Below are 24,771 nucleotides of genomic sequence, written 5' to 3' on the forward strand. Positions count from 1 at the left end.
TGGCTTATAGATGAACATAGATTTATATCCACATTAACAATTTATTTATCAGTAAAAAAATTGCAAAGAGTAATAGTGGGTTAGGAATTCTCTTCCTTGATCTGGCTTTTTGCATTTTTTATTTCCTGTGCAGAAGCTTTTGGCAATTCTTGCTCAGAGGATAATCTAGGTTCATAAGTGAACTCTGTGAAAAAAGGAAAATGGTCAGAACCTATATCGTCACCCACCTGAATATCTTTTACCCTAAATGCCGCAGATGAAAAAACATGATCCAAAGGCCATCTCATTATATAGCTTTTGGCATTATAAGTATTGTACAGACCTCTACCTTTTCTTGAATCAAGCAAACCACTTACCCTTTGAAAAAGCTTAGTTGTTTCGGACCAGGCAACATCATTAAAATCGCCCATAACAATAACTGGATATTCTGATTCTCTTGTCATTAGAGCTATTTTCATCATCTCCGCATCTCGGTCCACTGATGAGGGGTTGTGTTGGGGAGTGGGCGGAGCAGGATGTATTGCAAAAACTTGAATAGTGTCTTTAGAAGGCAACACCAACTTGGTATGTATGGAAGGTATGGTATCTTCAACAATATATTTTACTTTGGGGTTCAACAACTCAAATTTTGAGTAAAGCAACATGCCATAGGTATTATCTAAAGGTACTTCAACCTTAAATTTATAAGTATTACTAAAATGTTCATTTAATTTTATAATCCAAGATTGATCAGTTTCGGTAAATAATAATACATCCGCCTCTTTATCTACAGCATCTTTAATCAGTAGATTTTTTTTCTTATTCTTTTGTAAAACATTAGCTGCGTAAATAGAAATACTTGTTTTGGCATTTTTGCTACCCTCATGTATTTCATATGCCGCTAAAGGAGTATATGTGTAAATTTTTTGAAATTGAACCGTAATACAGATCAATAATGATATGATAAAAGCTTGGTCTATTCTATTTTTTATTTCAAACCTAAAGAAATAGGTTAAAAATGCACTGACGGTTAAAACCGTAAGTTGAAGATGGGGAAAATCAAACACCCGTACCACCCATGTATTAAGAGGTATATACGGAAAAATTGTTAGAACAATTGCGATAAGTGCGAAGCCTCGCAGAAAGAGTTTTAATTTTGACATTAGTAAAAAGAACCTGTTAGAGCTAATATTGATTATTGCTCCACAAGGTATGTAAACTAACTTCCATCTTTTACTTCAATAAAATGGAATATTAACACACTACAATTATAATTTCAGAAAACAACTTAGATCTAAAATCAATTATAAATTTAAAGTGAACCCGAAACTTACATTGGAGGAGCGGTTATCTTCCAATTCAGAATTAAAATTGATAACCGAGTAATTATAGAGTGCAGAAAAAGAAACTCTTTTGGTCAGTGGCATTTGTGCTTTAAACTGGCTTAAAATTCTATGATTGCTTATGTTATTGTACAATGGCTGAAAATACAATGTACCCGTGACATCTAAATTATACTTCTTAAAATTTTGGTTCAATGAGATATAACTACTGTTTCTATGGTTATAGAACTTCTGACCTGTATCATCAACAACCTCAATTTCATATATGTATGAATTACCAAAATACACAAGAGAACCACTTTTTGATAATAATTTTAGACGTAGCCCTAGACCCAATAAATTTCTTTCGGATATAGTTAGTTTCTGATTATTTTGATTTTGCACAAATGCTTCAAAACGAAATACTTCGGTCAATTTCTGATTAAATCTAGCATGTAAAAAATATGAATTTTGAAAATCTTCATCTTTGGATCTTATCAAATTCACATTACCAATAAAAAAGTAAATACTTTTAAGGTTCTTAGACTTTAACTGAGTAGTAAGGTTAGACCCAATTTGTAGAATGTACTCTCCATTGTTATCCGTATAATTGAACAAAAGATCACTGCTTAATACAAATCTTATAGAATCTGTATGCATACGTTTAGATTCAATGTTTACTAGTTGTCCATTTACCGAATATGCTAGAATAAATATTGAAAAAAAACAGATGTACCTGCAAAAATCAAAAGTCAGTTTCATATAAAAAGTCACAATTTTTTCCTTGTGCAAAACTATCGCTAAATACTTTCTCTGAAAAACTTTAGAAATTCGGTTTTCTTTTACTTACTTAACATTTTAATTCAAAACCATATTCTTAAAACGAAGTTAGCATTATAGTCTGTACCTATATTTTCCTCTACTGCACAATGTATACAAACAGCATCCACCCTATTCGTATAAAAACATCTTACGTTATCTTGTAACCTTTATTGCTGTAAACAGATATCATTATTGGCAATGATCTTTTATTGTACAAATCATTCACTTTCATTAAAATGTGGCACTTTACTATATTAAACCTTAGAATAGTATAGCGGTACATCTCATTTACAAAGCAACTTCTAAATCCGCAGTGAAAGCATATCAACAAATACCGTATAATTTAAAATACCCTTAGCATCATCATTCAATTACCAGTAAATGAGGAAATAAACATGTATTTTCACTATTAATTACGACCAGTTGTCTGTCAATGAAAAACACAAAATTTTATAACGAGCTAAAAATATCAAAAAAGCCGTTGGCAGAACTTTTCGCGAACGAGTCTAATTTTTTAGAAGTGCCGCAATCCTGGCATGTAGTCGTCGTAGATATACAAAATTCTACCCGTGCGGTAATAAATGGTAACCATCACGAAGTTAACTTAACAGCTACAGGCAGTATTATTTCGGTTTTGAACACCGTTCGTAAATTTAAGCAGAATATAGAAATTCCATATTTTTTTGGTGGTGACGGCGCCACTTTTCTTATACCGGATAGTTTATTGAACAGAGTAATAAACGTATTACGCAATTACAGTATTCATATTAAAAGAAAAACCAAACTGATTTTGCGGGTGGGCCATGTACCTGTGAAACACCTACTAGCCAAACAATGTCAATTGAAAATTGCCAAGCATCAACTAACCCAAAAATTGGCAATTCCCATTATACTTGGAAACGGCTTACATAAAGCTGAAGAAATGATCAAAGCCAATTTCAAGGAGCTATCAAACACGGAATTCAATGAAAGTTTATTGAATTTAGAAGGTATGGAGTGTAGATGGGAAGAAGTGAACCCGGAGCAAAACAAAGCTAAAGTGGTTTGTTTATTACTAGATGCCGTCGAAGAAAAAGCCCAGCAAGATGTTTATAGGCAAGTACTTACCAAAATGGATGACATCTTTGGCACTTTTACCGATCGGCAACCTATAAAAAGTGAAAAGCTTAAACTGGATGCCAGCTTAAACAAAATTTGGGAAGAGATGAAGATAAGCCTAGCACGTAAAAATTGGCTCTACATCATTAAAAATTGGATAAAGACCAATATTGGCCATGCGTACTTTAGCCTGTCTAAAAGTGGAAAACAGTACTTAAAGCAAATAGGTCAACTGTCACATTCCTTTATGTTAGACGGTATGATCAATACCATTTTTACCGCAGATCAGGATAAAATAGATGTATTTATAGATTTTCTGAACCAATTGGAAAGCGAACATAAGATAATATACGGCATTCATATTACACACGCATCGGTTATGTCTTGCTATGTACTTGACAGAAAAACAAGTCACTCCCATTTTGTAGACGGAACCGAAGGCGGTTATACATCTGCGGCCAAAATGCTTAAGGTAAAGCGAAAGGCCAACGCTCTATAAATTTTTCCCTAAAAAAGAGTTTTAGGCAATTAGCTATCATTTTTATAAGGTCAATTAATATAATATTAGAGCAAATCTATGTCTGTTGATGTGGGTAACTTGCTGACATTGATAATATAAAAGCATATACAAATGATAACAGAAGATAAAAGTATTCATAAAACTAAAAGCACTGGCGGATTAGAAAATGAAACACAACAAAACAAAGGTGTTTTCTTAAAAGAAAATGTCAACGAAACATCAACAAAACCAGTAAATAATGGCGGAGTAGCCACGGCAAAATATGATTTACATTTAGAAAAGCAGTGGTTAGCGGTACGAGATGAATATTTCTCCAATTTTCCTGAAACGCAAGATATTGATAGTAATGGAGAGCAAGACGTCGTAGAGGCTTTAATCAGTAATATTGCTAAAAGAAGGCAAAAAAGCGAACAAGAAATCCATGATGAAATCATGAACTGGAACATATCTAAATAGCCATGAAAAAGATAATATATATTTTGGTTGCTGCACTGGTCATAAGTTGGGTTTTAGGCTTTATTGTTTTTAAGGTAATGGGAGCGTTAATACATCTACTACTTTTGTTGGCCGTAGTTCTTTTGGTTTACAATTGGTTAAGTAACAAGACCACAACGTAAAACTGAAATACTGCTAGTAGCGCTATAAATTTTTAATGTACTTGGTAATAAGCATGATAACTTATTACTAGTTTTGCTTTTAAAACTAGTAGCATGATTTCAGTAGATAACCTGGCCGTAGAATTTAGTGGCACTACCCTATTCAGTGACGTTTCATTTGTTATAAACCCAACCGATAAAATAGCCTTAATGGGCAAAAACGGAGCGGGTAAATCTACCATGATGAAAATTATTGCCGGTGAACAAAATGGTACAAGTGGTAATGTAAGAGTACCCAAGGATACTGTTATAGCCTATTTACCGCAGCATTTGCTGACCGAAGATAATTGCACCGTTTTTGAGGAAGCTGCAAAAGCATTTAAACATGTTTTTGATATGCGGGACGAAATGGATAGGCTTAACAAAGAATTAGAAACTAGAACGGACTATGAAAGTGATGCCTACATGAGCATTATTGAAAAGGTTTCCGATCTTGGAGAAAAATATTATGCCTTGGAAGAGGTAAATTATGATGCCGAGGTTGAAAAAGCCTTAAAAGGACTCGGTTTTAAGCAAGATGATTTTCAACGACAAACGAACGAGTTTAGTGGTGGGTGGCGAATGCGCATAGAACTAGCTAAAATTCTATTACAAAAACCAGATTTGATACTCTTAGATGAGCCTACAAACCATATAGATATAGAATCTGTTATTTGGTTAGAAGATTTTTTATTGAACAAAGCCAATGCCGTAATGGTTATTTCTCACGATAGGGCTTTTATAGATAACATTACCAACCGTACCATAGAAGTGACCATGGGGCGTATTTACGATTATAAGGCAAATTACAGCCACTATTTACAATTACGCGAAGAACGAAGATCACACCAAATAAAAGCCTACCAGGAACAGCAAAAATTCATTGCAGATAACATGGCCTTTATTGAACGCTTTAAAGGTACCTACTCAAAAACCAATCAAGTAACTTCGCGCGAGCGCATGTTAGAAAAATTAGAGATTATAGAAATAGATGAAATAGACAATTCATCTTTAAAACTTCGCTTCCCTCCTGCCCCTAGATCTGGTGATTACCCTGTAACTGTAAAAGATGTTTCTAAATCTTATGATGACCATATTGTTTTTAAGGATGCGAACATGTCTATTTCCAGAGGTGAAAAAGTATCTTTCGTTGGGCGAAATGGAGAAGGAAAATCTACCATGATAAAAGCCATATTAGGTGAAATTCCTGTAGAAGGCACCTGTCAGCTAGGGCACAATGTTAAAGTGGGATATTTTGCTCAAAATCAGGCATCATTGCTAAATCCGGACTTAACCATCTTCCAGACCGTAGATGAGGTTGCCTTTGGTGATATACGTAACCAAATTAAGAATATTTTGGGCCGTTTCATGTTTAGTGGCGATGATATCGATAAAAAAGTTAGCATGCTTTCCGGTGGAGAAAAAACACGTTTGGCAATGGTAAAATTGTTATTAGAACCAGTAAACCTTTTAATCTTGGATGAGCCCACCAATCACTTAGATCTAAAATCCAAGGATGTTTTAAAAGAAGCACTTTCCACTTATGATGGCACGCTTATTTTGGTTTCTCACGATCGTGATTTTCTACAAGGCTTATCGCAAAAAGTATTTGAATTCAAAGAGCAGCGCGTTATAGAACACTTTGAAACAATTGATGCTTTCTTAGAGCGCAATAGAATAAAGAGTATTGCAGAAATCAATTTGATGAAGTAATTATTTCTTTCCTTTTATCAAAGTCATAAATTTCAGAAAAATTAAAACAAGCTATATAGTACACTAGTTTAATTTTATTGAGATACACATGAAAAAAAATATAATAAACAGGGTTCTTACCATATTAATATTCGTTTTTTTAACAATTTCATGCAGTAAGAATAAAGAAAACAAGAAAATTCTTTTCATTACAACCAATGTTAGTGAATTGAAAAACGAACCAAACGGCACCTACCTCATTGAATTAGCTATTCCCTTTAAAAAATTTTCAGAAAATAGTCTCGATATAGACATTGTTTCACCCAAAGGAGGAAAAATTCCCATTTATCATAGTGGAGACACTACAAGTTTGGTCAAGTCTATTATACAAAATGAATTATTCATAGATAAAACAGAAAATAGTTTAAAACCACTTGACATTGATCCGAAAGAATACATCGCCGTTATAATTCCCGGTGGATACGGACAATTCTGGGACACTCATAAAAATAAGAACCTTCTTCATATAATTTCTGAGATATATGATTTTGGTGGAATTATTGGATCTATTGGCCATGGAACTGCTACGCTAATCGATGTAAAATTAAAATCTGGAGAATTTTTGGTTAAGAATAAAACTATGACAAGTTTTCCTTCATGGAATGAAAAAAAATATAATGAAACAATCAGACTATGGTAAACTATTACCTTATGATATGGAAGCTGAATTATACAAGAGAGGCGCCAATTTAAAAGTATATGATCACGAGAAGAGGACAAATTATGAAATTGTTGATTATGAGAACAGATTAATAACTGCCTCTTTTGCAAATAGTGGAGAATTTGTAGCTGACGAAGTTCTAAAAATGATCAATAAAACCGATTAATCCTTAGTAACTGAGCTTTTAAACGTTTAAGAGGCATCAAAATAATAGTAAAACACCTCAGGGAAAGCCCAGGAAACATTCAAAAAAAACAAACTTTTAAATTCGAGGCAAGCCTAGGGGTATTATACCCTTTGGCGGTGCCAATAAAATAGTACTAGAGATGAATTTCTTCAAATTAAATTTAACCGTGTCCAATTTATGTACCCTTTAATCTTATAGTTTTGACCATAAAAAAAATAATCTATAGCTTTGTTTCTAACAGGAATAAAAATTTCTTTTTCCTTTTATAATGCTCAACCTATTTGCTTTACGCTAACAGCAAAACAAAATATGACCAAAAATATTACATTAGTATTATTCATCTTATCATCAATAACATCTTATTCTCAAAAATGTAAAACGGACCGCGATCCTTTTACGAACGATAAAATAACATCGTTCAATTTCAATAATAAAACGGTCTATTTTGAAATTAAAAATGATACCATAACATTTGATATTACCTTCAATTACTGGGGTGAAAGAGAACATATATTTGACAGGAATACAGAAGTTTTATTAAAACTTGAAAATAGTTCTAAAGTTGAATTAAGAACAGTTAAAAAGTCCAAACCAAAGATTGAAAGTATTACATCTTCTAATGGATTCTTTTCTGGCCTTGGAGGCGGAATGACGACATCAAGTTCTGAAAATTTTACTGCATATTCCTTTGTTTTTAATCTTACAGAAACAGAGTTGAAAAATTTGGCAGAATCTGAAATTGATATTATAAGGATACCGGATACGGATGAAGGAGAATTTATAGATTTAAAAGCTAAAGGACGAACAAAGAAAAAAATAAAAGCAATCAATAAAGGAGCTAGTTGCATTAATGAAAATTTATAACCTTGCGCGAGTAAATTATAAGGTTGGTTAAAAAATCAGTACAATCAATTGAACCTAAATAACAACTTAGTATTCTTCTTCAGTGCATTAGGTGCTTTTAACAGCGTTGTATTAAGTATTTATTTTTTGTTTTTTAATAGCGCTAAAAATAACGCTAGCTATTACTTAGGTGGGTTACTCTTAGCTTTGAGTACTCGAATTTGGAAATCTTTATTTTTCTATTTTAATCCAGAGCTTTCTAAAACATACTTACAAATTGGGCTTTCCGCATGTTTTCTAATTGGTCCGTTCTTATATTTTTACATTAAATCTAAAGTTTCAGAAACAAAAGCATCAAACAGTTTTTTAAACTTACACCTATTATTGATTATAATAGTAATATTGGGCGTTGGCATTTTATACCCTTACAAATATTATATAGAGCTTTGGGTAGATTACTTTTATTACATTATCAATATTCAATGGTTAATATATATTATCCTCTCGGCATTTTTATTAAATACGGTTTGTAAAAAATTACTGTCAGAAAGTAAAAGATTAAACTATGATGAAGTTTGGCTTGTTAGTATTTTCTTTGGAGTTTTAGTAATTTGGATAGCCTATAACACAGCTTCTTATACTTCATATATTGTTGGGGCTTTATCGTTCTCCTTTATTTTTTATCTAACCGGATTACTTATTTATTATAAAAGAAAAAAAGAGTTTGTAGTTTCTAAAAAGAAAGAGAAATATGCAAATAGCATTATTGACGATGCCGAAGTTGAACAGCTATTAGAAAAGATTGAATTTACACTAGATAACGAAAAGCTGTATAAGAATCCCAATATAACCATGCCGCTTTTGGCAAAAAAAATTAACATTCGTCCACAATTGCTTTCGCAATTATTGAATAACAATCTAAACAAAAGTTTTTCACTTTTCATAAACGAATATAGGATCGAAGAGGCAAAAAAACTTTTAAGAACAAAACCTCATTTAAAAATTGAAACCATAGCTGAGGAATGCGGTTACAATTCAAACAGTACCTTCTATGCCACTTTTAAGAAGATAACTAACACTACACCAGCAAAATACGTTGGAAAATAAGCTTAGTTATAGATTCTTGATGTATACATCAGGACTTCTATAATATATGTGCTTAATGTCTACGAATAACATTTCAACTAAAATTGTCATCTAAACAAATAATAATTTTATGAGAAATTCAATTTTAGTATTTAGTCTTATTCTTTTAAACTCTTTAATTTATGGTCAAACAGAAGAGACCAAAATTAAAAATGTGCTTTTAGATTATGTAAATGGAACATCATATAATAGACCTGAACTTTTAGAAAAAGCATTTTATACCAACGCAAACCTATTTTTAGATAATAAAGAACAAGAACTTTGGATCGTTCCCATTAATGAATACCAAAGTTGGTATAAAAATAAAAAGCAAGGGGAATTTAATGGTAGAATAGGAAATGTAGTATCAATAGACTATACAAATACTATTGCCACCGCAAAAGTAGAAATACTATTTCCAGAAGATGGAACAAGGTATATAGACCTTTTTCTTTTAAAAAAAATAGATAGTCATTGGAAAATAATTAGCAAGGCCGCTACAAAAGATAACAACGGCATTAGTTCTGTAGAAGATAAAATTCTATTCATAGTTTCTAATGCGGCTAAGTACGGCAATTCAGATATTCCTACCGGAAATAGCTTCTCTGAACTAGTGAATGCCTATGACACGTTCAAGAAAGCAGGTTACACGGTAGATTTTGTTAGTCCAAAAGGTGGTACCGTTCCACTTTCATATATAGACACATCAGATTCATTAAGCCTATCATATCTATATAATTCAGATTTCATGTATGCTCTAAAAAATACTCAGAAACCAAATGAGATAGAACCTAAAAATTATAAAGCAGTGCATTATATAGGGGGCGGTGCCGCCATGTACGGAGTTCCAGAAAATAAAGAAATACAGCATATTGCCATGGCAATATATGAAAAGCATAATGGTATTGTTTCATCTGTTTGTCATGGCACTGCAGGTGTAGTACATCTTAAAACTGAAGATGGGGAATATCTATTTAAAGGGAAAACGGTAAGTGGATATCCAGATTCTTTTGAAAAAAAAGATGCGGATTATTTTAAACATTTTCCTTTTTTAATACAGAAAACTTTAGAAGACAGGGGTGCCATTTTTAATTTTTCACCAAGAAACAACGCTCACGTAGAAGTTGATGGAAAGTTAATTACTGGTCAGAACTATTTATCATCTAGAGGTGTTGCATTAAAAATAATTGAAAGTTTAAATGCTGTTAAAAACAAGTGATCAGAAAGAATACTATCTTACAAGTCTAACACTTAGGCAACTAAAATAGTGGGCACGAGAACGTAAAGAAATTTATTTTTAATTAGCTCCTATATCTATGAATTATTAAAGTAAAAAAAATGAAACAGTGCTATTGTATCTTATTGATGTTTTTTTGTTCAATTTTTACTATGCATTCCCAAACTACGGCTACAACGGTAGATATTGGTGATTACAACATGCATTTCAATATTATGAAAGGCAATGGCACTCCTATTCTATTTGAAGCAGGTGGTGGTGATAACAGTACTGTTTGGGCACCTATTTTAGAAAGAATACATCAGGTTACCGGTACTACGTTAATAACTTATGACCGATCGGGTTTTGGTCAAAGCGAACTCAATCCCAAACTAAAAAACGATTCAGATTTCGGAATAGAAAACGGGATTAAAGAATTAGAAACCGCACTCGCAAAATTAGGATACTACGATGATATTATTCTGGTATCACATTCTTACGGTGGTCTCTATAATTTATTATATGCAAATAAACATCCTAAAAAAGTAAGATCCATTGTTTTAATAGATGCAACGCTTACTGATTTTTGGAATGAAGATTTCTTGGCAATGAGAGATATGCACGTAGACATTAACACCATACCCAAAGGTACTGGAGATTATTACTTGAATTATAATTACAACAAAATTATACGTTCATTACGAAACACACAGTTTCCTGAAAATATTCCGGTTACAAACATTTTCCCTGATAAATCTGCTCCAGTATTTCCAAAAGAATATTCCGATAGATGGAAAAAGATGCATGTAGATTTAGGCGAGAAAAACAATAACATAACTAACATAATAGCTGAAAACAGTGGGCATGCGGTATTTCATGATAATCCTGCATTAGTCATCAATGCCATTATTAAAGCCTATGCTGAAACTTTAGACAAAAGTCAACAAAACCTAGTATTACAAAAGGCATTAAACAATGCAATTGACTTAACAATTGAAACTAAGGTTCAAAATCGTTCAGAACAAGATTTAAATTCTTTGGGATATTCATTTTTACAAACCCAAGAAATAGATAAGGCTTTAAACGTATTTAAAACAAACACACTATTATTTCCTGAAAGTGCTAATGCATATGACAGTTATGGTGAAGTTTTATTGATAGCGGGAAAGAAAGATGAAGGTATAAGAATGTATAAAAAATCAATTGTGTTAAACCCTGACAATGAACATGCAAAAGAGGTGTTGTTAAAATTGAAAGAAGAAGAATAACAACATAGTTTATCAATAACAACAACTGTACTTGACTTCATGGGGCTATTTGATTTTTTAAAAAAGAGTGATAAAAGCAGGAGAATGTTCAATTACAATCTAAAAAAGAACCGGACGTTGCAAAAATCAAGCAATACATTGACATACCAGCATCAATTAAAGATAAGGTAGCCAACATTGACCAGATTACTACAAATAATGATTTAGATGTGGAGTCTAGGGTTAACAAGCTCATGAAAATTTATGAATCTTTAACTGATGAACAAAAAAGAACTAGAGCAGGCAGATATGTAATTATACATATTGCGGAAGTATGCTTTTCGGAACGATTGATCGAAGATGCTATTGACAATTTTAATTTTGCTATGAAATTTAAAGATTCAGTAGGCAATCCGTTTTTACATTTAAGATTAGGACAATTAAATTATTTAATACAGAACAAAGAGAAAATGTACGATGATTTAAGCAGGGCTCTAATTATGGGTGGTGAAGGCATTTTTAAGGATGAGGATTCTAAACTTATTGAAATGGTCAAAGGTGTATTAAAAGAACCGGCAGACTGTTCCTGGGGAGAATACGAAGGTCCAGATTGGGAGATAACCAAATAAATTTTAAGTGATTCACAAAACCATAATAACTTTTGCCTTCCTGTTGTATTACGCTATTTCATTTTCTCAATATACATGGACAAATGGGGAAGTAATCTTAAAAAATGGAAACACTTTTTCCGGCGAAGTAAAAATACCAGTCGTATCAAAAGATTTGATACATTTTAACGGTAAATCAAAAGTTAAGGTCAGGGATAAAATTACCGGTAATAAATCTGTATTTGATGCAGGGGAAGTGGACTTTATAAAATTTGTATTCTCTGAAAGAGAAATAGCCTATTTTAATTACATACCGGTTTCTAAAAAGAAACAGGAAATTTTCTGCATTGTAACCACGGGCGCAGTTACCTTATATGGCAGATCTGTGAGCATGACCACAACAAGACCGGGCACTTTTACTTTCAACCATTTAAATGAATTTTATGTCCAAAGGGCAAAAGAAGATATTGCCACGCCACTATTGACCGCGAGACCTTCAAAATCTTTTAAAAGTCGTGCTATGGACTATTTTAAGGATTGCCCTACCCTGGTTGAGAAATTAAAAAATAAAACGGTTAGAAAAGAGGATATCGTTGCAGTTGTGGAACATTACAATAATTGCTCTAAATAACCTCAACCCTATAGTAAGCAACAAAGTAGTATTACAAACGTTTATAAAATTCAACATAAAACATTACAAACCATGTATAAAAAAGCACTCATTGCCATTGTTCTTACCATCACATTTGTGAAAACCATCAAAGCTCAAGAATTACAAACACAAGTGGAAACTATAAATACCTTTATAGAAGAACATAGTGAGGGTAATAGAAATTACTATGCAAAAATAAATGCCACACAAGGCAATGTTTACTTCTATAATGAAATACAACATGCAATGCAGTTAACATTTCCTGTTCTTAAAATGGATGCCGATAATATAAAAATTACAAAAAAAGGACTCACTTTTTACCCCAAAGAGAAAGGTTTGGTAGTTAAAAAACAATTTTCATCTTTTGCTCCAAAAGACATTGACACTGCTTGGCTCAATATTAGTAAAATGAGCAAAAAGGATAAAATGGCACTACAAAACATGATGAAGAAGTTCATAATCGATTACCAAACTGCAATGAAATAGTAACGTAAATGATATACCCACATCAAACAAAAAGCCCTAAGAAAATATCTTAGGGCTTTTTGTTAAGTATTGTTATGGCAATTATTTACCGCCATCTAATTTATCCTGTAATGTTTTTAATTTATCCCAGTCTCCAGCAGCGGCAAGTTTAGCTTGTTTAGGCCAACTACCTGGTTTATGCATAGCATAACGTGGTCCGGCTTCCTTTAAAATTCCCTCTAACGTCTTAACGGATGCTCCTGCAAGTTTGGCAAATGTGCCAATACCGTTATCTGTTAATATGGATGCAATTTTTGGACCTATGCCTTCAATCTTCTTCAAATCATCTTTCTTGGCCTTGGCAGTAGATTTTTTAGCAACAGTTTTCTTTGCCGTTACCTTTTTAACCGGTTTCTTTTTTGCAGGCAATGCAGTTAAATCTACTACACTGTTATCAATGCCCGCATATGGAGATGGTACATAGGCATCGGCAGCATGATCATTGAACCAACCTTTATCTTCGCTCAAATATCTAAACTCATAGCTTTTACCGGTTTCAAGTTCTATGCTTTTCACATAGGTTCCGTTCTTTTTCTCCATTTGGTAAGAACTGTCGTTTGTTTGCCAACCATTGAAATCTCCCAACAATATAACATTTGCCTCACTTGGTGCTTCATTTTTTCCAACCGTAAATGTTACTGTAGTATGCGTACCTTTTCCTTTTGTCTCTTTTGTTAATGCCATTTTTCTTAGTGTTTTAATTCTAGATAAAAGTTACATAGAAATTACTCATTTTCAAAAGTTTGCATAAAGTAATTCTAAATTTAAAATTAACCACAACTGTTGTAACTAATAATATATCAATATTATCTTTAAAACATGTTTATGTAAAATGAAGGATACGGTCTTGCTGCACAAAGCAATTATTAATCCGTAAAAACCATAAATAGTGCTTACAAGAGTCGAAATACTTTTTCTTTGGTACTTCTTCCGGTAAGCATGTAATCGCTAATAATGTAATAGGTTACGGTTGGCATTCAATAAAGCATGAAATTCAGAAGAGAAAAGAATATCTTCCTTAATTTCTTTACAAAGTTGACATAAACGGGCTCCGGTATTTAAAACCGTACCATGATAAGCTATATCCCTTTTATAACCACCAACCTCGGCAACTGCTACAGAACCAAAACTTATACCCGTTTTAAATTTGGGCACAAGCCCAAACTCCATTTCAAAGTCAGCGGCAGATTTTAATAAGCTATCCCTGAAATCAAGATAAAGGTCCAAACATTTTTTAGCGGTATTTTCATCAGAAATATGCCAGGTAAGCACCGCCTCATCCCCCACATATTGGTAAACCTCAGCATCATAATTTTCAATGTGATGGGTTAACTTGCTAAAGCATTCTTGTATGAGTCTACTATATTTAAGGTGCCCAATTTCTTCGGCTATTGTAGTAGATTGATTAAGGTCTAAAAACATAAAAATACGCTGAGCTTCTTTCGGTTTAAAATATGTACCCATGATAATATCATAAAGATTTGTAGAACCAAATTTTCTAGAAACCTGTGCGTATAAACTGAAATGAAAACTAACTACAAAAAAATATATGATATAGAATATATTTAGTGAAGACCCTAAATAGGCATAATGTGCATTGACCGCGTCATTAGAACTTGGTGGCATTAATTCAAAAATTACATATGTACCTACAAAGTGTATAAAATACATCACCGCAAATTGTAAAATGGCTTTTATGAATACCACTTTAGCAAACGGATAATCCCTAAGCATTTTACGTAACAAAAAAACATCGCTTGCGCTAATTACAAACAGTAAACCAGTACAAAAGGTAAAATTGAGGTAAACGTATATTCAAAATAAGCAAGCCAATCTTCACTTTGAAAAATTTTTATATTCAACACTATGTCAAATACCATTATAGCAATCAGCCACATTACCGCCAGGGTCAACATTCTAAATATCTGTTTCATTTTCATACGGACCTGATATTCTTTAGTGATGCTGGCAATCTAAAAATTACTGAAATATAAAGTTTAGGCTATAGCTTTGGTTATTGTTTTAAACTCTCTAAAGTTGGAACTACCAATTGATCCGTTCTGTACAAATAGATGATTTCAAGATTTTCATAATTTGTATAGGCGTCTATCAATGTAGATTGGGCATTCTGCGCCATGGCCTGTGCATCTAATAAATCGGTTATGTTACTTAAGCCGTTATCATAATTGTCTCTGTTCACTTTTAAGTTTTCTTCTGCCAATTGCTTGTTTTCCAATGCATATTGAATTTGCTCGTGTGCATTCAACAAATCATACCAACTTTGGGTAATAGCCACTTTTAATTGGTCTATACCATCCATTCGGTTGTTCTGGGCTATTTCTTCTTGTATTCTTTCTTGCTTAAGTCTTTGTTTACCGCCACCCCACCAATCTGAATTTACGTATGCCGTATACACAGGTGAACCTTGATTGGATTGTATGGAAACTTCATCCACAATTCCTATAACTGATTTGTCCAATGTTGGGAGATTTACATTTGCGGAATCACCTTTTGTTATGGAATTGATTTCTCCATCAGGTATTGGAAATACAGCTTTTACAGCGTTAATATTCACGATCTCCACTACCGGTTGACCAGGTTGCGCCAAATCACCAACATCCATCATCTTAGCGCTAACATACCCATCCATTGGGGCATATAGTTTTGCATGGCGCACATTTTCATAGGTCATTTTTGCAGCTGCCTGTGCCTGCTCATATTGTGATCTAGCTTCTAACATTCTTATCTCTGCAATACTTCCTTTTTGGAAAACATTATTGATACGCTCGTAATTTTCTTTTGCCAAACGCACTTGGGCAAGTTGTTGTTCATATTGGCTAGAGTAAATAGTAGCATCAATTTGCGCGATCAATTGGTTCTTCTTTACAAAGTCGCCAATAGATACAGGAACATGTACTACATTACCAGATACTTGAAAGCTAGACTTTATAGCTACATCTGCTTCTATTGTACCATTATAAGCTACTTTACTTTGAGAATTATTGGTATTGAGACCAACGTTCATAACCTCCACCTTAATGGTTTTATTCACCTTGGGTTTTTCCTCGTTACCACAGCTTATAGTTGATAGCACCAAAAAAACAATTGAAAGACTTTTTGGTAGATACCACAGGTATTTTTTCTTCATACCAAATTCAGATTTACGCATCATATTAGAATTATCTATTTTGAGGCGCAAAGTTAACGTAGCATCTAATCGCAAAAATGGTAATTAAATATCCTATTATGGTATTATTAGAACATTATGCCGTAAAAAAGCACTATTTAGCTCATAAAATGGTAGTATTAAATAAATAAATACCATTTTTCATGGAAGATATACCACAAATTGGAATACCGGAACTGTATGCTGATTACGCAAATCAAAAGAGTAGCACACAGCCGAAATTTATTTTACTGAAGCCTGAAAATATGCCCGAATACATAAAAAGTGGCAATCCGTTTAGAAACGTTAACTACGGTATCTCATTTTTTGTGGAAAGCAATAGTGAACTAAATATTGATTTCAATAGTTACAAACCCAAAAAAAACACGGTTTATTTTGGAAGCCCCGGGCAAGTATTCGCCATTAACGGTGAGTTTACAGAAGGTATTGGCGTACTCTTTCAAGCAGACTTTATATTAAGACATGGAGCACAACAATGGTTACAATCCTTACCCGTTTTCAATAGATTTTTAAGTGAGCCTTTTATTGAATTATCAGAAGAAGATTTACTGATGTTTCAACGACTTATAAATGAAATGGACACAGAATATGTGAATGATGATTTTTTAAAGTATGAAATGCTTGAAGCCCAACTCACTCAAGTTCTCGTAAAACTATCAAGACTTTACAGAGCTTCAAAAGAAAACAAAGTAACTGTTGACACCCAACATATGATCGCTTTAGAGTCTTTAATAAACAAACAGTTTAAAAATAATAGAAGTGTGGTAGATTATGCCGCTCAATTATATATGACGCCCCAAAACCTTAACCGCATTTCCAAAAAGGCTATGGGCAAGAGCGTAAGTGAACTTATCAATGAAAAGTTGATCATAGAAATAAAAAGGTATCTAGTATATACCGATATGAGTAGCGAAGAAATTGCCCATTTCTTTAATTTTTATGACAATTCATACTTTACAAAAACATTTAAAAAAGCTGTAGGCGAAACCCCTAAAGCCTTCAGAAAGAAGCAAAAAGAATTATTTTTCCCAACGAAATAGAGTCTAATTTATATTTATAGCCTTCACATAACACAAATTTAACGATCAATTATCTTAGTTGCTCTATATTATATCGTAATATTGCAATGAAACAATTATTTAAAGAATGGGTTTAGCTAAAACTGAAATGTTTACTGATGAGCAGAACAAAATATCCTTGTTCGCTAAAGCATTTGGTCACCCTGCTCGCGTAGCCATTTTGCAACATCTATTTAAAATTGATACTTGTATTTGTGGAGATTTGGTCAATGAAATAGGTTTAGCACAACCTACTATTTCACAGCATTTAAAAGAACTTAAAAATTTAGGTTTAATTAAAGGCAATGTAGAAGGTACTAGTGTTTGCTATTGTATTGATAAAGAAAATTGGGCAAGCATGAAAGATATTATGACACACTTTCTAGATCAAGATATTTCTAAAAATAATTGTTGTTAAAAAAATTTGAAACCTTTTATCGCATTATTGCGATGTACTAATATAAATTCGAAAATTTAAAACATAGCCTTATGAAACTATCAGAAGTTAAAAAGCACTTAGCAGCACTTGACACTATTGCCTTTCAATTACCGAATGGCGAATTGGTACCTAACCATTTCCATGTTACCGAGGTAGGTAAAATAACCAAAAACTTTATTGATTGTGGCGGCACGGTCCGTAATGAAGAAGTGGTCAACTTTCAACTATGGAATGCAGATGATTATGACCACAGATTACACCCAGAGAAATTAATACACATTATTGAACTTTCTGAAAAGGTACTGGGAATAAAAGATTTGGAAATAGAAGTTGAGTACCAAGGCAATACCATTGAGAAATTCGGATTAGATTTTGACGGTACCAATTTTAGACTAACATCTAAGCAAACGGACTGTTTGGCAAAAGACAACTGTGGCATACCGGCAGAAAAACCAAAATTAAATCTTTCTGAAATCAATAATGAACCTTGTTGTTCACCAGACGGAAACTGCTGTTAACCATTGATAATACACCATAACATGATCACTAAAGAAACAACTATGCTACCAGAAATAGCGCAATTCATCAGCTCTTTAAATACTGATTTAATTACAGAAGAACGCAAAGAAGTTTTACAACCGCTAATAGTTTTTATTCAACAGAAAACAACAGCTAATTCAGCTATTAGAATAAACTTTATCTGCACCCACAATTCAAGAAGAAGTCATCTATCTCAAGTATGGGCACAGACGATGGCAACATATTTCAATATTAAAAATGTGAATTGCTATTCTGGCGGAACAGAGGCTACCACTTTATTCCCAATGGTTGCGGAGACTTTAAAGAATCAAGGATTTCAGATTCAAAAACTTTCAGAAACCAGCAATCCGGTTTATGCCATTAAATTTTCTGAGAACGAACATCCGGTCATAGGTTTTTCAAAATCATATGAAGATCCGTTTAATCCTGCGTCTAAATTTGCAGCGGTGATGACATGCTCCCAAGCAGATGGCGGTTGCCCATTTATTGCTGGTGCAGAAAAAAGGGTTCCTATTACTTTTGAAGATCCAAAGGCTTTTGACAACACACCGCAACAGGTTGAAAAATACGCTGAAAGAAGTATTCAAATTGCAACAGAATTGTTTTACATATTCTCACAAATCAATAAATAGAAATGGCATCTAAAAAATTAAGTTTTCTAGATAAGAATTTAACTTGGTGGATATTTGCCGCAATGGCTTTAGGCGTAGCAATCGGTTATTTTTTTCCAAGCTTTCCAGATATCATAAACACCTTCAATAGTGGCACAACCAATATTCCTATTGCCATAGGTCTCATATTAATGATGTATCCGCCATTGGCGAAAGTAAACTATGTGTTGCTACCTAAGGTATTTAGAAACACTAAAATTCTGTCTATCTCCTTAATCCTAAATTGGATCATTGGTCCTGTATTAATGTTCATCTTGGCAATAACCTTTTTAACAGATTATCCAGAATATATGGTAGGTCTTATACTCATTGGTTTGGCTCGTTGTATTGCCATGGTATTGGTTTGGAACGATCTTGCCGATGGTAGCAGTGAATATGGCGCAGGTTTAGTAGCATTGAACAGTATATTTCAAGTATTTGCATACAGTTTCTACGCTTGGATATTTATCACCGTGCTTCCTCCCTACTTCGGTTTTGAGGGTGCCATAGTAGATATATCAATTGGCACCATTGCAGAAAGTGTAGCCATTTATTTAGGGTTACCATTTTTAATGGGGATATTAAGTAGATTGATTTTGGTGAAATTAAAAGGCGAAGAATGGTACACCACCAAATTTATTCCCGCCATATCACCTATGACGTTGATAGCGCTATTATTCACCATTGTTATCATGTTCTCTTTAAAAGGTGAACTGATTGTAGAAATACCAATGGATGTGCTGATAATTGCAGTACCGTTACTGATCTATTTTACATTAATGTTTATCATAGGTTTCTTTTTTACCAAGGCAACCGGAGCAGAATATGATAAAACAGCCTCTGTAGCCTTCACGGCAGCCGGAAACAATTTTGAATTGGCCATTGCGGTTGCTATTGCCGTATTCGGTCTAAATTCCGGTCAAGCATTTGCTGGAGTTATTGGTCCTTTGGTTGAGGTACCTGCATTGATTTTTTTAGTAAAGGTTTCCTTCTGGCTGAAGAAAAAATACTTTTCAAAAACTACATCTCAAACGGTATAGAGTTATGGGTTAATATGCTATTCTGTGGTGTAAATAAATAGAATACATAATCCGTTAATTAGGGTCTAAGCATTAAGCTTAGACCCTATTTTTTTTTTATAATCAATGTTCGCTTTTGGACTAATTGGGAAAATGTGTTCAATAATTGGTAAATAGTGTACGGATATGGTATTGTATCTGCTTAATTCTGAACCAAAATTAAGCGAAAGTAATATTTAAAATAAAAGCATCCCTAAATCACAAAGTGCGAATACGTATATTCACTTTTTAAACGCTTTACGTGACCGAAGCGGTACAAAAACCAAGTGCATCAAATAATAGTAAATGTTCAAGAAAATTTTAAAAAAAATAATGATAGCAATAGTATCTATTATAGGAGTTTTAGTGGTTATCTATTTATTATTCACCAATTATTACCCAAGCTTTGGCGGAGATGTTTCAAAAGAGCAACAAAAAACCTATCAATTATCCAGTAACTATAAAGAAGGTAAATTCAGAAATAGTAATGATGTACCAAAAGAAATGAGTTTAAGTGAAACCTTAAGCCTAGTATACACGTTCTTTACCACAAAAGTACCTAATGGAAGACCTACAAAAGATATTATTCCACAACATTTAAATAAGGTAAATGTTTCAAATTACAAAGGTGATACCAGATTGATCTGGTTTGGTCATTCTTCCTTTTTATTACAGATAAATGGGAAAAACATCCTGATAGATCCAATGTTCGGAAAAGTACCTGCACCTCACCCGCTATTGGGCAGCAGCCGTTTCAATAAAGAATTTCCCATAGAGATTGATCAACTGCCTGTCATAGATGCCGTAATATATTCGCATGATCATTATGATCATTTAGATTATGAATCGGTTTTAAAAATCAAGGATAAAACCAAACACTTTTATACACCACTTGGGGTTGGTGTTCATTTGAGTGCTTGGAACATACCAAAAGAGAAAATTACAGAAATGGACTGGTGGCAAGAAACGGCACTGGACGATATAAGATTAGTATGTACACCGGCACAGCATTTTTCTGGCAGAAAAATGAATAACGGTCAAAGTACATTATGGAGCTCTTGGGTGATTACTACAACAACAGATAATATATTTTTTAGTGGTGACAGTGGGTATGCAAGCCATTTTAAAGAAATTGGAGATACATATGGTCCGTTTGATCTGGCTTTAATGGAGTGCGGCCAGTACAATGAAAAATGGTCAGATATACATATGATGCCTGAAGAAACAGCTATAGCAGGCGTAGATATTAAAGCTAAAAATGTAATGCCCATACACTGGGCCGGTTTTAAATTGGCCTTACATGAATGGACAGATCCCATTGTACGAGTGAAGGCTAAGGCAAAAGAATTGAACCTAAATATAATTTCACCGGAAATTGGACAAGAAATTATAGTAAAAGATACCGTAAACAATTATACAGATTGGTGGAAAAACTATGAATAGCCAACCTCCCATTTTATATTATTAACAGCATTTACAGTTAACAATTAGTTAAATCAGCTCAAAAAACATTCTATACCGTATTTTTTATTCCAACTTTACAAAATGAAACAGGCATTAAAATCTGAACTTTCCAAACAACTAATTCTTAACGAAGCCTTTAAGTTGTTTTACGAAGAAGGTTTTAAAACGACAAGCATTGATAAAATAATGAAGGCAACTACCATGACCAAAGGAGCCTTCTATCACCATTATGCAAATAAAAAAGAATTAGGCATTGAAGTAATTACCCAAAAATTACAGCGTAGAGTTCAAAAAAGAATGGTATATCCTCTATACCAAAACGGTAATGCATATGCTATTTTAGAAGATACTTTTTTAAACAGCCTTAAATCTTTCTCCATGTATGAGAAGAAACACGGTTGCCCCACAAATAATCTCATCAATGAAATTGGGGATTATGAAAATGTATATCAAAAAGCACTAAAAAATATTATAGAGGAATGGAAAAGGGCACTCGTAGAATTAATTGAAAGAGGAAAGTCTGAAAACACCATTAAAAAAGATATTTCAAGTGCTGCGGCCGCTATTTATTTAATCAGCGCCTTTGAAGGTATTCGTGGAATTCGAAAACTTTATGATGATGATGATGAAGTAATCAATGAATATCTAAATGGGCTATCTATGTACCTAAATCAAATAAAGCAATAATTTTTTTACCTAAAAACATACCGCATAGAATGTTTTTATAATTATATATATCATGAAAAACAACAGAAGAGACTTTATTAAGAAATCAACCATTTTAGGAGCGGCAGGTGCAACAATACCTGCCATAGGCTTTGTTAATAAAAAAGAACCAAAGACCGATAGACCCAAAGTTCTTTTTTTTGATGTCAACGAAACTTTGTTGGATTTAACTGCCATGAAAGATAGCGTAGCCAAAGCCCTTAACGGCAGAAACGACCTGTTACCGCTATGGTTTACAACCATGTTACAGTACTCCTTGGTTTCCACGGTTGCCAATCAATACAATGATTTTGCCATTATAGGCGCGGCTGCCTTACAAATGGTTGCTGCCAACAATGGTATTAAACTTAGTCATGAAGAAGCTAAAAAATCAATTGTTGATCCTATCCGTTCGCTACCCGCACACCCTGAAGTTGCTTCCTCATTGCAGCGCTTAAAAGATGCCGGCTATACTTTAGTTTCATTCACAAATTCATCCAATAAAGGTGTTGAAACACAATTTAAAAATGCAGGACTCACCAAGTATTTTGATCAACGTTTAAGCATTGAGGATATGGGCAAGTTTAAACCACATGTAGATGCATATAATTGGGCAGCCAGAAAAATGAACATCAAACCAGAGGAATGCTTATTGGTAGCGGCCCATGGTTGGGATATTTCTGGAGCATTATGGGCCGGCTGGAGAGGAGCATTCATTAGTAGACCAGGTGCGCAATTGTATCCACTTTCCCCTTCCCCAGAAATAAATGAACAAAACTTGAAACTGGTTGCCGATAGACTTATCAGCCTACCATAAGCTTAAAACATTTATCTAGTTACATCTAAATAATCATAAACAAATTACAAGAAACTATACCTATCATCATGAATTATAAAATTTCAAGCCTAATTTTTCTTAGCATATTAACTTTCTCTTGTAAAAACGATAAAGTACAGCATGAGGAAACTGTTACATCTACATATAAAAACAAAGGACATGAACTTGTCTCTAAAATGATTGAAAAAGTAGGTGATTACAAAACTTTAAGAAATAAGAAGGATGTAGTTTACACCTATACCTACCAAACGCCCGATGGCAAAACCGATACAACAACCGAAAAATACATTTTTGACGGTGAATTATCTTATGGAAAATATGAAAAACACCAGAGAACCTTAAGTAATTTTGATGGTCCCATTGAACAAGGATATAACGGACAGGAATATTGGCTAAAGCATAATGGAAATATCATAGAAGATTCTGTAGCCCTAAAAAGAGTCGCTTTCAATAGACCTACTAATTTCTATTGGTTTACCATGTTTCAAAAATTATTAGATCCCGGGGTAACATATGAATATTTAGGGGAGAAAACTGTGGATGATAAGAACTATGACATTGTTAAGGTATTGTTCGACTTTGGTAACTCCAAACCGACCGACATCTATCAATTGTATATCAACAAGAATACAATGCTAGTAGACCAATTCTTATTTACCGTTGCGGATTTTGGAGTTATGGAAACTCCTAACTTAATGGTATTGGAATATGAAAAAGTAGACGACATGCTTATTCCTACTAAACGTCAATATAAAAAATCTTCATGGAATGCCGATGTAACGGATGCTCCTTGGATCAAGGTAAATTGGACCAACATTAAGTTTGATAATGGTTTAAAACTTATTGATTTTCAGAAATAGCACTGTGTTTTTGGCATTTTATTAAATATTTGTTCCTATATGTCACAAAACTGTACTACAAAACTGTTAAAAGGTGTGTTAGTTTGTATATAATTTAAATACATTGCACCCCTTGTTCAAACAGATGTAAGCATACGAAGTATTGGAACAGTATACTACATAAATTGTATTACAAACTTAACTACCAACTCAGCTAATGCCAACTACTCAAGATTATTCCGCATTAAAAAAATTAAACGAAGAGCAATTACCCGTTGCAAAACATAAATTACACGATTGGACTCATTTTGCCGGTCTATATGCCGCCGAGCATGTAGCCGCAACTGAATTTGTTATTGGAGCTACTTTCGTAGCCCTTGGGGCAAAAACCATGGATATTATTTTAGGGCTTCTGATCGGTAATATATTAGCGGTCTTAAGCTGGACGTTCATAACCTCCCCTATCGCCGTAGACACAAGATTAAGCTTGTATACCTACCTGAATAAAATTGCAGGGGATTCTATGACCAAGCTTTACAATTGGGCCAATGTCATTATTTTCTCCGTTATATCCGCAGCAATGATTACCGTATCTGCCACTGCGGTACGTTTTGCTTTTGACATTCCGGCACAACTTAATTGGTACCCCACCAATATGTGGTTTGTGGTCATTGTTTTTTGTGTTGGTCTGGTGGTTGTATCCATTGCTTTATATGGTTTTAACGCGGTATCCGAATTTTCTGGAATATGTGCGCCATGGTTATTTGTAATGTTTACCAGCGGTGCTATGGTTTTATTACC

27 protein-coding genes and 1 pseudogene are annotated in these 24,771 nt (G+C 33.5%); 23 read left to right on the forward strand and 5 right to left on the reverse strand.

Features of this window, described 5'->3' with window-relative positions; all coding sequences use genetic code 11:
• Positions 1 to 80 precede the first annotated feature (80 nt).
• Together QZ657_RS01965 and QZ657_RS01970 are read right to left on the reverse strand one after the other, a co-directional pair.
• Entirely contained in the window at positions 81 to 1,142 is a 1,062-nt protein-coding gene (locus QZ657_RS01965; RefSeq protein WP_291964606.1) for an endonuclease/exonuclease/phosphatase family protein, read from the reverse strand.
• A 141-nt stretch (positions 1,143 to 1,283) separates the two neighbouring features.
• Positions 1,284 to 1,961, reverse strand: coding sequence for a DUF481 domain-containing protein (locus QZ657_RS01970; protein WP_291964608.1), 678 nt, complete (start codon positions 1,959 to 1,961; stop codon positions 1,284 to 1,286).
• A 595-nt stretch (positions 1,962 to 2,556) separates the two neighbouring features.
• Between QZ657_RS01970 and QZ657_RS01975 the strand changes: the two genes are divergently transcribed.
• From QZ657_RS01975 to QZ657_RS02035, 13 genes are all read left to right on the forward strand, one after another.
• A complete protein-coding gene (locus QZ657_RS01975; RefSeq protein ID WP_291964609.1) occupies positions 2,557 to 3,720 on the forward strand; it encodes a DUF3095 family protein in 1,164 nt (387 codons plus the stop codon).
• 132 nt (positions 3,721 to 3,852) lie between these two features.
• Complete coding sequence (locus QZ657_RS01980; protein WP_291964611.1) at positions 3,853 to 4,197, forward strand: hypothetical protein; 345 nt, start codon at positions 3,853 to 3,855, stop codon at positions 4,195 to 4,197.
• Between the two features lie 2 nt (positions 4,198 to 4,199).
• Positions 4,200 to 4,358, forward strand: a complete 159-nt coding sequence (locus QZ657_RS01985; RefSeq protein ID WP_276473307.1) for a lmo0937 family membrane protein — start codon at positions 4,200 to 4,202, stop codon at positions 4,356 to 4,358.
• Between the two features lie 93 nt (positions 4,359 to 4,451).
• On the forward strand, positions 4,452 to 6,089 hold the full coding sequence (locus tag QZ657_RS01990) for an ABC-F family ATP-binding cassette domain-containing protein (protein WP_291964613.1): 1,638 nt from the start codon (positions 4,452 to 4,454) through the stop codon (positions 6,087 to 6,089).
• A gap of 88 nt (positions 6,090 to 6,177) precedes the next feature.
• Positions 6,178 to 6,768 carry a DJ-1/PfpI family protein gene (locus QZ657_RS01995; RefSeq protein ID WP_291964615.1) on the forward strand — a complete coding sequence of 197 codons (591 nt, stop codon included), beginning with the start codon at positions 6,178 to 6,180 and terminating at the stop codon, positions 6,766 to 6,768.
• Complete coding sequence (locus QZ657_RS02000) at positions 6,746 to 6,955, forward strand: hypothetical protein (protein WP_291964617.1); 210 nt, start codon at positions 6,746 to 6,748, stop codon at positions 6,953 to 6,955. Before QZ657_RS01995 ends, QZ657_RS02000 begins: the two co-directional genes overlap by 23 nt.
• Positions 6,956 to 7,285: 330 nt before the next feature.
• Complete coding sequence (locus QZ657_RS02005) at positions 7,286 to 7,840, forward strand: hypothetical protein (protein ID WP_291964619.1); 555 nt, start codon at positions 7,286 to 7,288, stop codon at positions 7,838 to 7,840.
• A gap of 186 nt (positions 7,841 to 8,026) precedes the next feature.
• The gene (locus QZ657_RS02010) at positions 8,027 to 8,926 is read left to right on the forward strand and encodes a helix-turn-helix transcriptional regulator (protein WP_291964621.1); all 900 of its coding nucleotides are present in this window, start codon (positions 8,027 to 8,029) and stop codon (positions 8,924 to 8,926) included.
• A 109-nt stretch (positions 8,927 to 9,035) separates the two neighbouring features.
• Complete coding sequence (locus tag QZ657_RS02015; RefSeq protein ID WP_291963706.1) at positions 9,036 to 10,163, forward strand: nuclear transport factor 2 family protein; 1,128 nt, start codon at positions 9,036 to 9,038, stop codon at positions 10,161 to 10,163.
• Positions 10,164 to 10,333: 170 nt separating this feature from the next.
• Positions 10,334 to 11,428 carry an alpha/beta hydrolase gene (locus QZ657_RS02020; RefSeq protein ID WP_291964622.1) on the forward strand — a complete coding sequence of 365 codons (1,095 nt, stop codon included), beginning with the start codon at positions 10,334 to 10,336 and terminating at the stop codon, positions 11,426 to 11,428.
• A 233-nt stretch (positions 11,429 to 11,661) separates the two neighbouring features.
• Positions 11,662 to 12,036 (forward strand): hypothetical protein, encoded by a 375-nt coding sequence (locus QZ657_RS02025; protein WP_291964624.1) that lies wholly within the window; start codon positions 11,662 to 11,664, stop codon positions 12,034 to 12,036.
• A 7-nt stretch (positions 12,037 to 12,043) separates the two neighbouring features.
• Entirely contained in the window at positions 12,044 to 12,646 is a 603-nt protein-coding gene (locus QZ657_RS02030; protein WP_291964626.1) for a hypothetical protein, read from the forward strand.
• 72 nt (positions 12,647 to 12,718) lie between these two features.
• The gene (locus tag QZ657_RS02035; RefSeq protein ID WP_291963667.1) at positions 12,719 to 13,153 is read left to right on the forward strand and encodes a hypothetical protein; all 435 of its coding nucleotides are present in this window, start codon (positions 12,719 to 12,721) and stop codon (positions 13,151 to 13,153) included.
• 81 nt (positions 13,154 to 13,234) lie between these two features.
• Here the strand turns inward: QZ657_RS02035 and QZ657_RS02040 are convergent, their stop codons facing one another.
• The 3 genes from QZ657_RS02040 to QZ657_RS02050 all read right to left on the reverse strand — a co-directional run bounded on the left by QZ657_RS02040 (position 13,235) and on the right by QZ657_RS02050 (position 16,340).
• On the reverse strand, positions 13,235 to 13,876 hold the full coding sequence (locus QZ657_RS02040) for a helix-hairpin-helix domain-containing protein (protein WP_291963668.1): 642 nt from the start codon (positions 13,874 to 13,876) through the stop codon (positions 13,235 to 13,237).
• 264 nt (positions 13,877 to 14,140) lie between these two features.
• Positions 14,141 to 14,938 carry an adenylate/guanylate cyclase domain-containing protein gene (locus QZ657_RS02045; RefSeq protein ID WP_291964627.1) on the reverse strand — a complete coding sequence of 266 codons (798 nt, stop codon included), beginning with the start codon at positions 14,936 to 14,938 and terminating at the stop codon, positions 14,141 to 14,143.
• A gap of 268 nt (positions 14,939 to 15,206) precedes the next feature.
• A complete protein-coding gene (locus tag QZ657_RS02050; RefSeq protein WP_291964629.1) occupies positions 15,207 to 16,340 on the reverse strand; it encodes an efflux RND transporter periplasmic adaptor subunit in 1,134 nt (377 codons plus the stop codon).
• A 182-nt stretch (positions 16,341 to 16,522) separates the two neighbouring features.
• Here QZ657_RS02050 and QZ657_RS02055 point away from each other — a divergent pair, with 182 nt between their 5' ends.
• The 10 genes and pseudogenes from QZ657_RS02055 to QZ657_RS02100 form a co-directional block, all read left to right on the forward strand.
• Complete coding sequence (locus QZ657_RS02055; protein WP_291964631.1) at positions 16,523 to 17,419, forward strand: AraC family transcriptional regulator; 897 nt, start codon at positions 16,523 to 16,525, stop codon at positions 17,417 to 17,419.
• 106 nt (positions 17,420 to 17,525) lie between these two features.
• Positions 17,526 to 17,855: an ArsR/SmtB family transcription factor gene (locus QZ657_RS02060; RefSeq protein ID WP_291964633.1), complete on the forward strand. Its 330-nt coding sequence runs from the start codon at positions 17,526 to 17,528 to the stop codon at positions 17,853 to 17,855.
• A 71-nt stretch (positions 17,856 to 17,926) separates the two neighbouring features.
• Positions 17,927 to 18,394, forward strand: coding sequence for a DUF6428 family protein (locus QZ657_RS02065; protein ID WP_291964635.1), 468 nt, complete (start codon positions 17,927 to 17,929; stop codon positions 18,392 to 18,394).
• A 21-nt stretch (positions 18,395 to 18,415) separates the two neighbouring features.
• A complete protein-coding gene (locus QZ657_RS02070) occupies positions 18,416 to 19,048 on the forward strand; it encodes a low molecular weight phosphatase family protein (RefSeq protein ID WP_291964636.1) in 633 nt (210 codons plus the stop codon).
• Between the two features lie 2 nt (positions 19,049 to 19,050).
• Entirely contained in the window at positions 19,051 to 20,106 is a 1,056-nt protein-coding gene (arsB, locus tag QZ657_RS02075) for an ACR3 family arsenite efflux transporter (protein ID WP_291964637.1), read from the forward strand.
• Between the two features lie 351 nt (positions 20,107 to 20,457).
• A complete protein-coding gene (locus QZ657_RS02080; RefSeq protein WP_291964639.1) occupies positions 20,458 to 21,567 on the forward strand; it encodes an MBL fold metallo-hydrolase in 1,110 nt (369 codons plus the stop codon).
• A gap of 102 nt (positions 21,568 to 21,669) precedes the next feature.
• A complete protein-coding gene (locus QZ657_RS02085) occupies positions 21,670 to 22,275 on the forward strand; it encodes a TetR/AcrR family transcriptional regulator (protein ID WP_291964641.1) in 606 nt (201 codons plus the stop codon).
• A gap of 52 nt (positions 22,276 to 22,327) precedes the next feature.
• Complete coding sequence (locus tag QZ657_RS02090; RefSeq protein WP_291964643.1) at positions 22,328 to 23,110, forward strand: haloacid dehalogenase type II; 783 nt, start codon at positions 22,328 to 22,330, stop codon at positions 23,108 to 23,110.
• Positions 23,111 to 23,178: 68 nt separating this feature from the next.
• Positions 23,179 to 23,991: a DUF6503 family protein gene (locus tag QZ657_RS02095; RefSeq protein WP_291964645.1), complete on the forward strand. Its 813-nt coding sequence runs from the start codon at positions 23,179 to 23,181 to the stop codon at positions 23,989 to 23,991.
• 196 nt (positions 23,992 to 24,187) lie between these two features.
• Positions 24,188 to 24,771, forward strand: a pseudogene (locus QZ657_RS02100) (hypothetical protein); the annotation flags it as partial.

It is taken from the genome of Maribacter sp. (assembly GCA_020629415.1).
Classification (GTDB): domain Bacteria; phylum Bacteroidota; class Bacteroidia; order Flavobacteriales; family Flavobacteriaceae; genus Maribacter; species Maribacter huludaoensis.

Excerpts from the sequence above, each read along its gene's own strand:
- QZ657_RS01970 (WP_291964608.1), bottom strand. The coding sequence starts at position 1,961 with ATGCATACAGATTCTATAAGATTTGTATTAAGCAGTGATCTTTTGTTC.
- QZ657_RS01995 (WP_291964615.1), top strand. The coding sequence starts at position 6,178 with ATGAAAAAAAATATAATAAACAGGGTTCTTACCATATTAATATTCGTT.
- QZ657_RS02055 (WP_291964631.1), top strand. The coding sequence starts at position 16,523 with ATGGAAGATATACCACAAATTGGAATACCGGAACTGTATGCTGATTAC.
- QZ657_RS02095 (WP_291964645.1), top strand. The coding sequence starts at position 23,179 with ATGAATTATAAAATTTCAAGCCTAATTTTTCTTAGCATATTAACTTTC.
- QZ657_RS02025 (WP_291964624.1), top strand. The coding sequence starts at position 11,662 with ATGAAAATTTATGAATCTTTAACTGATGAACAAAAAAGAACTAGAGCA.
- QZ657_RS02020 (WP_291964622.1), top strand. The coding sequence starts at position 10,334 with ATGCATTCCCAAACTACGGCTACAACGGTAGATATTGGTGATTACAAC.
- QZ657_RS02040 (WP_291963668.1), bottom strand. The coding sequence starts at position 13,876 with ATGGCATTAACAAAAGAGACAAAAGGAAAAGGTACGCATACTACAGTA.
- QZ657_RS01990 (WP_291964613.1), top strand. The coding sequence starts at position 4,452 with ATGATTTCAGTAGATAACCTGGCCGTAGAATTTAGTGGCACTACCCTA.
- arsB (WP_291964637.1), top strand. The coding sequence starts at position 19,051 with ATGGCATCTAAAAAATTAAGTTTTCTAGATAAGAATTTAACTTGGTGG.
- QZ657_RS02065 (WP_291964635.1), top strand. The coding sequence starts at position 17,927 with ATGAAACTATCAGAAGTTAAAAAGCACTTAGCAGCACTTGACACTATT.
- QZ657_RS02085 (WP_291964641.1), top strand. The coding sequence starts at position 21,670 with ATGAAACAGGCATTAAAATCTGAACTTTCCAAACAACTAATTCTTAAC.
- QZ657_RS02035 (WP_291963667.1), top strand. The coding sequence starts at position 12,719 with ATGTATAAAAAAGCACTCATTGCCATTGTTCTTACCATCACATTTGTG.
- QZ657_RS01980 (WP_291964611.1), top strand. The coding sequence starts at position 3,853 with ATGATAACAGAAGATAAAAGTATTCATAAAACTAAAAGCACTGGCGGA.
- QZ657_RS02090 (WP_291964643.1), top strand. The coding sequence starts at position 22,328 with ATGAAAAACAACAGAAGAGACTTTATTAAGAAATCAACCATTTTAGGA.
- QZ657_RS02070 (WP_291964636.1), top strand. The coding sequence starts at position 18,416 with ATGATCACTAAAGAAACAACTATGCTACCAGAAATAGCGCAATTCATC.
- QZ657_RS01975 (WP_291964609.1), top strand. The coding sequence starts at position 2,557 with ATGAAAAACACAAAATTTTATAACGAGCTAAAAATATCAAAAAAGCCG.
- QZ657_RS02000 (WP_291964617.1), top strand. The coding sequence starts at position 6,746 with ATGAAACAATCAGACTATGGTAAACTATTACCTTATGATATGGAAGCT.
- QZ657_RS02080 (WP_291964639.1), top strand. The coding sequence starts at position 20,458 with ATGATAGCAATAGTATCTATTATAGGAGTTTTAGTGGTTATCTATTTA.
- QZ657_RS01985 (WP_276473307.1), top strand. The coding sequence starts at position 4,200 with ATGAAAAAGATAATATATATTTTGGTTGCTGCACTGGTCATAAGTTGG.
- QZ657_RS02005 (WP_291964619.1), top strand. The coding sequence starts at position 7,286 with ATGACCAAAAATATTACATTAGTATTATTCATCTTATCATCAATAACA.
- QZ657_RS01965 (WP_291964606.1), bottom strand. The coding sequence starts at position 1,142 with ATGTCAAAATTAAAACTCTTTCTGCGAGGCTTCGCACTTATCGCAATT.
- QZ657_RS02015 (WP_291963706.1), top strand. The coding sequence starts at position 9,036 with ATGAGAAATTCAATTTTAGTATTTAGTCTTATTCTTTTAAACTCTTTA.
- QZ657_RS02060 (WP_291964633.1), top strand. The coding sequence starts at position 17,526 with ATGGGTTTAGCTAAAACTGAAATGTTTACTGATGAGCAGAACAAAATA.
- QZ657_RS02050 (WP_291964629.1), bottom strand. The coding sequence starts at position 16,340 with ATGAAGAAAAAATACCTGTGGTATCTACCAAAAAGTCTTTCAATTGTT.